This window comes from uncultured Aquincola sp., assembly GCF_964001545.1.
Classification (GTDB): domain Bacteria; phylum Pseudomonadota; class Gammaproteobacteria; order Burkholderiales; family Burkholderiaceae_C; genus Aquincola.
This window is the reverse complement of the sequence record NZ_CAXFDV010000454.1, coordinates 1-8886: the sequence shown is the minus strand read 5'-3', so window position 1 is coordinate 8886 and position 8886 is coordinate 1. Positions and strand designations below refer to the sequence as shown.

Here is an 8886-nt window from a genome sequence, read left to right as displayed (position 1 = left end):
CATGTCGCGCAGCACCACCGAGAACTCTTCGGTGGACTGGCGCAGCGCCAGCACGCCGGCTTCGTCGATCCACGCGGGCGGATGCTGCAGCAGGCGGAAGAGGGCCGCCGGCTCGGGCGCCAGCAGCCGCTGCAGCCGCACCAGCACCCGCCGCATCGCGCCCAGCTTGGCGCGGCGGGCATCGGGCCGGTTGGCCAGCAGCTCGTCCTCCACCTCGTCCACGCGGGCGGTCACGTCGCGCACGATGCGCACCAGCACGTCGGCTTGCGCACGCAGCAGCGCTTCCAGCAGCTCGATGGGTGAGGCGATGGTGTCGCCGCGCTTGGCGGCGGTGCGCAGGGCGTCGATGGAGCGCAGCGCATGGCGCCGCGCCGTCACCACCAGGTGCCGGTCCACGTGCACCCACAGCGTGCTGATCTCCGACGGCTCGAACGAGAACGAGAAGTGCACGTCGTTGATCACCGCGATCAGCGCATGGTGGTCGGTGCGCTCGATGCGGGTGGAGTGCAGGTCTTCCTTCAGCGCCTCGAAAAAGGGCTCGGGCAGTTGCGCCGCGTGCTCCAGCCAGGGCTGGCTGCCGGTGTGCGCCAGGTTGAAGTGCAGCCACAGGAACTCGCCGTGGGCCGCGGCACCCGCGTGCCGCGCCGCCAGCCATTGCGCCGCCTCCGCCGAGCCGATGTCCTGACCGTGGCGGCCCGGCCCCAGCCGGTAGCCACAGATCAGGCCCGACTCGTCGGCGCCGTAGGTGTTGGCGGCGGCCGGGGTCATCCGGCCTTGATGCGCTGGTCGAGGTGGGCCAGCGCCTCTTCCACCTGGTCCACCAGCACCAGGCACAGGTCGCCCGGCTGCAGGCGGTCCAGCGCGGTGTCGATGGCGATGAACTCGCCGCGGATCTCTTCCACGTGGCGGGTGCGGCGGGCCTGGCCCAGGCCTTCGCGCAGCAGCGCCATCACCTCGCCATCGGCGCGGCCACGCTGGGCCGCGTCCTGGTACAGGATCACGTCGTCGAAGGCATCGCCCAGGATCACGGTCTGCTCGCGGATGTCCTCGTCGCGCCGGTCGCCGGCGCCGCTGATCACCACGCTGCGGCGCTTGGCCGGCATCGCATCCACCGCCTGCACCAGCGCCCGCATCGCGTCGGGATTGTGGCCATAGTCGGCAATGATGGTGGCGCCACGGAAGTCCATCACGTTGAAGCGGCCGGGCGCGTTGTGCGCATCGTTGACGAAGCTGGCCAGCCCGCTGCGGATGGCCGCCAGGTCCAGCCCCAGGCCCCAGGCCGCCGCCACCGAGGCCAGCACGTTCTCCACCTGGAAGCCGATGGTGCCGGCGCGCGTCAGCGGCACGTCGCGCAGCGCGATGGCTTCGCGCCAGCTGCCTTCGGCCACCACCACCGCGCCGTCGTCCACGTACACCGTGCGGCCGCCCTGGGCGCGGTGGGTGGCCATCACCGGGTGGTGGCGGTCGGCCGCGAAGAAGATCACCTTGCCCGGCGAGGTGGCCGCCATCTTGGCCACGATGGGATCGGCCGCGTTGAGCACCGCATAGCCGTTGGGCGCCACGTTCTGCACGATCACGCGCTTGAGCACCGCCAGGTCTTCCACCGTGGTGATGTAGTTCAGGCCCAGGTGGTCGCCGGCGCCGATGTTGGTGACCACCGCCACCTGGCAGCGGTCGAAGCCCAGGCCTTCGCGCAGCACGCCGCCACGGGCGGTCTCGAACACCGCCGCGTCCACGTCGGGGTGGGCCAGCACGCTGCGGGCGCTCTTGGGGCCGCTGCAGTCGCCGGAGTCGATCTGCCGGCCTTCCACGTACACGCCGTCGGTGTTGGTCATGCCCACGCGCAGCCCGTCGCTGGCCAGCAGGTGCGCGATCAGGCGCGCCGTGGTGGTCTTGCCGTTGGTGCCGGTGACGGCCACCACCGGGATGCGGCCGTCTTCGCCCGGCGGAAACAGGTGGTTGATGATGGCCTCGCCCACCGGCCGGCCCTTGCCGTACGAGGGCGACAGGTGCATGCGCAGGCCGGGCGCGGCATTGACTTCCACCACGCCGCCGTGCTGCGCCTCCAGCGGCTCCAGCACGCCTTCGCACACCACGTCCACGCCGCAGATGTCCAGGCCGATCATGCGGGCCGCGGCCACCGCGCGCTCGGCCACTTCGGGGTGCACGTCGTCGGTCACGTCGGTGGCGGTGCCGCCGGTGCTCAGGTTGGCGTTGTTGCGCAGGATCACGCGCTGGCCCACCGCGGGCACCGACTGCTCGGTCAGGCCTTGTTCAGCCAGCCGCGCGATGGCGATCTCGTCGAAGCGGATCTTGGTCAGCGAGGTGGCATGGCCTTCGCCGCGGCGCGGGTCGGCGTTGACGCGCTCGACCAGCTCACGCACGGTGTGCTCGCCGTCGCCGATCACGTGCGGCGGGTCGCGGCGCGCAGCGGCCACCAGCTGGTCGCCCACCACCAGCATGCGGTAGTCGCAGCCGGGCAGGTACTTCTCGACCATCACGGTGCCGTATTCCTCGGCGGCGCGGTAGGCGATGTCCAGGTGGTCGCGGTGCGTGATGTTCACCGTCACGCCCTTGCCCTGGTTGCCGTCCTGCGGCTTGACCACCACCGGCAGGCCCACTTCCTGGGCCACGGCCCAGGCGTCGTCGGCGCTGTCCACCGGGCGGCCGATGGGCACCGGCACGCCGGCCGCGCGCAGCAGCTTCTTGGTCAGGTCCTTGTCCTGGGCGATGGCCTCGGACACGGCGCTGGTGGAATCGACCTCGGCGGCCCAGATGCGGCGCTGCTTGGCGCCCCAGCCGAACTGCACCAGGCTGCCTTCGGTCAGGCGCCGGTACGGGATGCCGCGCGCCAGCGCCGCGTTGACGATGCTGCCGGTGCTGGGGCCCAGGCGCACGTCCTCGTCCTTCTCGCGCAGGCGGCGGATGGCGGCGTCGACGTCGAAGTCGGTGCCGGCCAGCGCGGCGCTGACCAGCAGGTGCGCTTCTTCCAGCGCCATGCGGCCGACCGCCTCTTCGCTGTACTCCACCACCACCTGGTACACGCCTTCGTCCACCGTGGCCGAGGTGCGGCTGAAGGTGACGGGGCAGCCCGCTTCCTTCTGCAGCGCCAGTGCGGCGGCTTCCAGCACATGGGCCAGCGAGGCGGCGCCGGTGGCCGGCCGCAGCGCGCCGATGGCCGGGAAGCGCTGGCGCACGCGGTCTTCGAAGTCGTCGCGCTGCGACAGCGTCAGCGCCTTCTCGGAGCATTGGACGATCGCCTCGATGGCCGTGTTGCGGGTCCAGAGGTTGGGGCCGCGCAGCGCGCGAATGCGGGAGACTTGCATGGGCTTGAGGCGGTAGGTCAGGCAGCGGTGGCCACGTCGCCGGCGAAGGTCTCGATGCCGGCAATCATCAGGTCGGGCGGAACATCCTGCGCCCAGGCTGCGGCGATGGCGGCCAGCAGGGCTTCGGTGTCGATCGGGGCATGCGTGGCGCCGCGGCCCAGCGCCATGCGCTGCAGCGGGGCCAGGCGGGTTTCGGCGCTGCCGGTGGCCAGCACCACACGGCCTTCGCGCACGAACACCGCGCGGCCGCCGCGGGCGCCGGTGCCGCGGTGCTTGTCAATGGCCACCAGCTGCGGGTCGAGCCCGTAGAGGATGGTGTCGCCGTCGCACAGCTCGGCCAGCGCGGCCACGCGTTCGTCGGCGGCATTGAGCACCGCGGTGCCGTGCGACAGCACCACGTCCACCTGGGTACGCAGCACCTTGACCAGCTGCTCGGCCTCGAAGAAATCGTGCTGAGCCAGCGGTGCGCGCAGGGCTTCGGGCAGGTCGAGGTCGGTGACGATGCCGACGTCGCAGCGGTCATAGGCCAGGCCGTCGTTGAGGATCTCGACCGGGCCGTTCTCGATCACCGCGGTGTCCACGCTGCGGCTCATCAGCAGGCGCTGGGCGCTGTCCCAGCGGGTGGCGTCGCCGCCTTCCACGCGGCGGCGCTCCAGGTACAGGCCCTCGCGGCAGGCCAGGCCCACATGGCGGCCGGCCAGCTGCAGCAGCCAGGCCACCAGCCGCGCCACCAGGGTGGTGTTGCGGGTGCCGGCAACGCCCACGATGGGAATGCGGCCGTCTTCGCCCTCGCGGAACAGGTGGTCGGCCACCGCGCGGCCCACCGGGCGCGGCACGCCGACGGCGGGCTTCAGGTGCATCAGCAGGCCGGGGCCGGCGTTCACCTCGACGACGGCGCCGCCCTGCACATGCAGCGGGCGGCGGATGTCCTCGGCCACCAGGTCGATGCCGGCGATGTCCAGGCCCACCACGCGCGCGGCCAGCGCGGCCACACGGGCCACCTCGGGGTGCACGTCGTCCGTGCAGTCGATGGCCACGTTGCCGTTGCGCTGCACCAGGATGCGCCGGCCCGCCTCGGGCACCGACTCGGGCGTCAGCCCCTGGCGCTGCAGCAGCAGGCGGATCACGCCGTCCTTCTGCAGGTCGATGAATTCGAGCGGAAATTCCTCGGCCTCGCCGCGGCGGGGGTCGGTGTTGAGCTGGTTGTCCACCAGGGCGGTGACGGTGGACTGGCCGTCGCCGGTGATCCACAGGCTTTCGCCGCGGGCGGCGGCCACCACCTCGTTGCCCACCACCAGCAGCCGGTGTTCGTCGCCGCGGATGTAGCGCTCGACGATCACGCCGCTGCCTTCGGCGTCGGCCACGTGCCAGGCGGCTTCCACCTCCTCGCGGGTGTTGAGGTCGAGGCTGACGCCACGGCCGTGGTTGCCGTCCAGCGGCTTGACCACCACCGGCAGGCCGATGTCTTCGGCCGCCTCCCAGGCGGCGGCGGGGGTGTCGGCGGTGCTGCCCTCGGGCACCGGCACGCCGCAGGCGGCGATCAGGCGCTTGGTCAGGTCCTTGTCGCCGGCGATGTTCTCGGCGATGGCACCGGTCTTGTCGGTCTCGGCCGTCCAGATGCGGCGCTGGCGCATGCCGTAGCCCAGCTGCACCAGGTTGCCGCCGTTCAGGCGGATGTGCGGGATGCGCCGGTCGGTGGCCGCCGAGACGATGGAGGCGGTGCTGGGGCCGAAGTAGGTGTCGTCCAGCTGCTCGCGGATCTGCGCCACCGCGGCCGGCACGTCGAAGGGCTCGTCGTTGATGGCGGCCATCAGCAGCCGGTGGCCGCAGGCCAGCGCGGTGCGCGAGACATGCTCGTCCCGGGCCCGGAACACCATGCGGTAGACGCCGTGCTGCGAGGTGCTGCGCGTCTGGCCGAAGCCGGTGGCCATGCCGGCCAGGTTCAGCAGCTCGATGACCACGTGCTCCAGCACATGCCCCATCCAGGTGCCGCCTTCCAGCCGCTGCAGGAAGCCGCCGCGCTCACCCACGCCGCAGTGGTGCTCCACCAGCGCCGGCAGCAGGGCGGTCAGCCGGGCGTTGAAGCCGGGCAGCAGGTTGGACGGATGGTTCTCCAGCTCGCCGAGGTCGAGCCAGGTCTCCAGCACGGGGCGGTAGGTCCAGATGCTGGGCCCCCGCAGGTAGTTGATGCGCAGCAGCCGGATGTCTTGGAATTTGCTCATGGGTCCGCAGGGGGTTGTGCCGCGAGGCCGGGTGATTCGTGGGATTGTGCGTCGTGTGCCGCCCGGGCTGTCGGCGGCCGTGGTGGTTGGTGCGTTGCGGGCATGGTTCAGAATCCGTCTGCCTGGCCATCGCCCGGGCCGGCCTGTCGATGCAACCCCTCCAAGATCCATCTTCCACTGTCGGCGCGCCTGGCGCGCTCCACCTCACCAACGCCTTGCCTTCGTTGCTGGCGAGCGACGAGAACGTGCTGGCCACGCTGGAGGTTGACCTCGACGCCCGCCAGCGCTTTGCGCCCGGCCTGCTGGTGCTCACCGACCGCCGCCTGCTGGCCGGCAGCACTGACGGCTGGGCCGACTGGACGCTGACCGCCGACCTGGCGCTGCGCCACACCGACCATGCCGGCGTCGGCACCATCGAGATGCACGACGCCCACCGGCGGCTGGCGCAGTGGCGCTTCACGCTGGCCGCCAACGTGCAGGCGCTGCAGTGGATGGCGCAGGTGGAGCGCCAACTCGACCGGCTGCACCGCAGCCCGCCGGACGATGCCGACGACGCCTTCGAGCCCGACGACTTCAGCCGCGAGGCCACCGAGGTGCCTTCGACCTGGGTGCTGCTGCGCCTGGGGCGCTTTGCCAAGCCGTACCGCAAGCAGCTGATCGCCGGCTTTTCGCTGACGCTGGCGTCCACCGCCGCCACGCTGGTGCCGCCTTACCTCACCATCCCGCTGATGGACGACGTGCTGATCCCGTTCCAGAACGGCCAGCGCATCGACACCTGGCTGGTGATCAGCCTGCTGGCGGGGTTGCTGGGCTCGGCGCTGCTGGCCTGGGGCCTGGGCTGGGCGCGCACCTGGCTGCTGGCGCTGGTGTCCGAGCGCATCGCGGCCGACCTGCGCACCGCCGCCTTCGAGCATTTGCTGCGGCTGTCGCTCGACTACTTCGGCGCCAAGCGCACCGGCGACCTGATCGCGCGCATCGGCTCCGAGACCGACCGCATCAGCGTGTTCCTGTCGCTGCATGCGCTCGACTTTGCCACCGACGTGCTGATGATCGGCATGACCTCGGCCATCCTGTTTTCCATCAACCCCTGGCTGGCGCTGGTCACGCTGCTGCCGCTGCCCTTCATCGCCTGGATGATCCACCTGGTGCGCGACCGGCTGCGCACCGGCTTCGAGAAGATCGACCGCGTGTGGGGTGACGTGACCAACGTGCTGGCCGACACCATCCCGGGCATCCGCGTGGTCAAGGCCTTCGCGCAGGAGCGCCGCGAGGCCGACCGCTTCAAGGCCGCCAACCGGCTGAACCTGGCCGTCAACGACCGGCTCAACAAGACCTGGTCGCTGTTCTCGCCCACGGTGTCGCTGTTGACCGACGTCGGCCTGCTGGTGGTCTGGGCCTTCGGCATCTGGCTGGTGTCACGCGGCAGCATCACGGTGGGTGTGCTCACCGCCTTCATCGCCTACATCGGGCGCTTTTACACCCGGCTCGATTCGATGAGCCGCATCGTCTCGGTCACGCAGAAGGCGGCGGCCGGCGCCAAGCGCATCTTCGACATCCTGGACCATGTGTCCAACGTGCCTGAGCCGGAGCACCCGGTGGCCCTGCAGCAGCCGCGCGGCGGCATCCGCATGCGCGGACTGGGCTTCCGCTACGGCAGCCGCTCCATCATCCGCGGGCTCGACCTCGACATCCGCCCCGGCGAGATGATCGGCCTGGTGGGCCACAGCGGCTCGGGCAAGAGCACGCTGGTCAACCTGATCTGCCGCTTCTACGACGTGACCGACGGCGCGATCGAGGTGGACGGCACCGACATCCGCCGCTTCAGCGTGGCCGACTACCGGCGCCACATCGGCCTGGTGCTCCAGGAGCCGTTCCTCTTCTTCGGCACCGTGGCCGAAAACATCGCCTACGGCCGGCCCGACGCCACCCGCGCCGAGATCATCGCGGCCGCCCGCGCGGCCCATGCCCATGAGTTCATCCTGCGGCTGCCGCACGGCTACGACTCGCTGGTGGGCGAGCGCGGCCAGGGCCTGTCGGGTGGTGAGCGCCAGCGCATCTCCATCGCGCGTGCGCTGCTGATCGACCCGCGCATCCTGATCCTGGACGAAGCCACGTCGGCGGTGGACACCGAGACCGAAGGCGAGATCCAGAAGGAGCTGGACAACCTGGTGCAGGGCCGCACCACGATTGCCATCGCGCACCGGCTGTCCACGCTGCGCAAGGCCGACCGGCTGGTGGTGATGGACCGTGGCCGCGTGGTGGAGGTGGGCCCGCACGACGAGCTGATCGCCCGCCAGGGCCACTACTGGCGCCTCTATGAGGCGCAGGCCCGCCGGGTGGATGCCGACGACGTGACGCCCGAGCGCGAGCCCACCCACGCCGCCCACCCGGCCGGAGCCTGACGATGCAGCCCGCTGCTTTCAACCTGGAACGTGACGGCTTCGGCCGCCTGGTGCTGACCACGGCCGAAGGCCATCGCCACGAAGGCGTGACGCCGGTGCGCGCCTTTCCGCTGGGGGCGCCCGACGAAGGCGTGTCGATGATCAGCGCCGAGGTCCGCGAGGTGGCCTGGATCGAACGCCTGGCCGACCTGCCGGCGCCGCTGCGGGCGCTGGTCGACGACGAACTGGCGCAGCGCGAGTTCGCGCCGCAGATCCAGCGCATCCGCGCCGTGTCCACGTTCTCGACGCCCAGCCTGTGGGACGTGGACACCGACCGCGGCCCCACGCGCTTCGAGCTGAAGGGCGAAGAGGACATCCGCCGCGTCGGCACCGACGGCCGGCTGATGATCGCCAGCGGTCACGGCATCTTCTTCAACGTGCCCAACTGGCGCTCGCTGGACCGCGGCTCGCGGCGGCTGCTCGAGCGGTTCCTCTAGGCGCCCACTCAAGTCTTGAAGCCGGCCACGACGTCGGCCAGGCGATCGGCTTGCTGCTTCAGGCTTTGCGTCGCAGCGGCCGACTGTTCCACCAGCGCGGCGTTCTGCTGCGTCATGCGGTCCAGCTCGGCCATCGCGCTGCCCACCTCGCCGATGCCATGGCTCTGGTCCGTGGTGGCCGAGGTGATCTCGCCGATGATGTCGCTGACCCGGCGCACGCTGTGCACGATGTCCTCATGGTGCTGCCGGCGTCCTGCACCAGGCGGGCGCCGTCTTCCACCTTGCCCACGCTGTCGCCGATCAGCACCTTGATCTCCTGCGCGGCCGAGGCCGAGCGCTTGGCCAGCGAGCGCACTTCCGAGGCCACCACTGCAAAGCCGCGGCCCTGCTCACCGGCGCGGGCGGCTTCCACCGCCGCGTTCAGCGCCAGGATGTTGGTCTGGAAGGCAATGCCGTCGAT

Annotated in this window: 5 protein-coding genes and 1 pseudogene; 2 read left to right on the top strand and 4 right to left on the bottom strand. The window is 71.1% G+C overall.

Annotation, left to right across the window (positions count from 1 at the left end; genetic code table 11):
* The 3 genes from ABNT58_RS15590 to cphA (ABNT58_RS15580) form a co-directional block, all read right to left on the bottom strand.
* On the bottom strand, window positions 1-768 hold a 768-nt coding region (locus tag ABNT58_RS15590; protein ID WP_348754378.1), incomplete at its 3' end, for a CorA family divalent cation transporter.
* Window positions 765-3326 (bottom strand): cyanophycin synthetase, encoded by a 2562-nt coding sequence (gene cphA, locus ABNT58_RS15585; RefSeq protein WP_348754377.1) that lies wholly within the window; start codon window positions 3324-3326, stop codon window positions 765-767. The genes cphA (ABNT58_RS15585) and ABNT58_RS15590, both read right to left, overlap by 4 nt.
* Before the next feature lie 17 nt (window positions 3327-3343).
* Entirely contained in the window at window positions 3344-5548 is a 2205-nt protein-coding gene (gene cphA, locus ABNT58_RS15580) for a cyanophycin synthetase (RefSeq protein WP_348754376.1), read from the bottom strand.
* A 149-nt stretch (window positions 5549-5697) separates the two neighbouring features.
* Between cphA (ABNT58_RS15580) and ABNT58_RS15575 the strand changes: the two genes are divergently transcribed.
* Together ABNT58_RS15575 and ABNT58_RS15570 are read left to right on the top strand one after the other, a co-directional pair.
* The gene (locus tag ABNT58_RS15575) at window positions 5698-7950 is read left to right on the top strand and encodes an ABC transporter ATP-binding protein (RefSeq protein WP_348754375.1); all 2253 of its coding nucleotides are present in this window, start codon (window positions 5698-5700) and stop codon (window positions 7948-7950) included.
* Between the two features lie 2 nt (window positions 7951-7952).
* A complete protein-coding gene (locus tag ABNT58_RS15570; protein ID WP_348754374.1) occupies window positions 7953-8426 on the top strand; it encodes a DUF1854 domain-containing protein in 474 nt (157 codons plus the stop codon).
* An 8-nt stretch (window positions 8427-8434) separates the two neighbouring features.
* Here ABNT58_RS15570 and ABNT58_RS15565 read toward each other — a convergent pair.
* Window positions 8435-8886: pseudogene (locus ABNT58_RS15565) on the bottom strand (methyl-accepting chemotaxis protein); the annotation flags it as partial.